The 252-nt window shown below is 63.9% G+C and carries 1 protein-coding gene; it reads right to left on the bottom strand.

Features of this window, described 5'->3' with window-relative positions:
• On the bottom strand, positions 1 to 252 hold a 252-nt coding region (locus tag R0J92_RS25000), incomplete at both ends, for a DsbA family protein (protein WP_411053668.1).

Raw genomic sequence — 252 nt, 5'->3', positions numbered from 1 at the left:
ATCATTTCCGCCAGGCGCATCACGCTGTCCTGGTCGACCGTCTGGACGTCGTTCATCAGCGCCTTGTGGAACTCGGCGTATTTCCCCTGCATCGCCGCGGCGATCGCCGCGCGCGAGGCGAACTCGCTGTCCGGTCCAAGGATCGGGTATTCCTTATAGACGACCCGGACGTTGCCGTCGGCCTCCGCCGTCTCGAGCACGAGGTCGGCGACTTGTCGGCAGTAGGGGCAGCGGTAGTCGAAGAACTCGATG

The sequence above is a fragment of the Tritonibacter sp. SIMBA_163 genome (assembly GCF_046535935.1).
GTDB lineage: Bacteria > Pseudomonadota > Alphaproteobacteria > Rhodobacterales > Rhodobacteraceae > Epibacterium > Epibacterium scottomollicae.
Note: the sequence above shows the minus strand (reverse complement) of the source record. Positions and strands in the feature narration are given on the sequence as shown.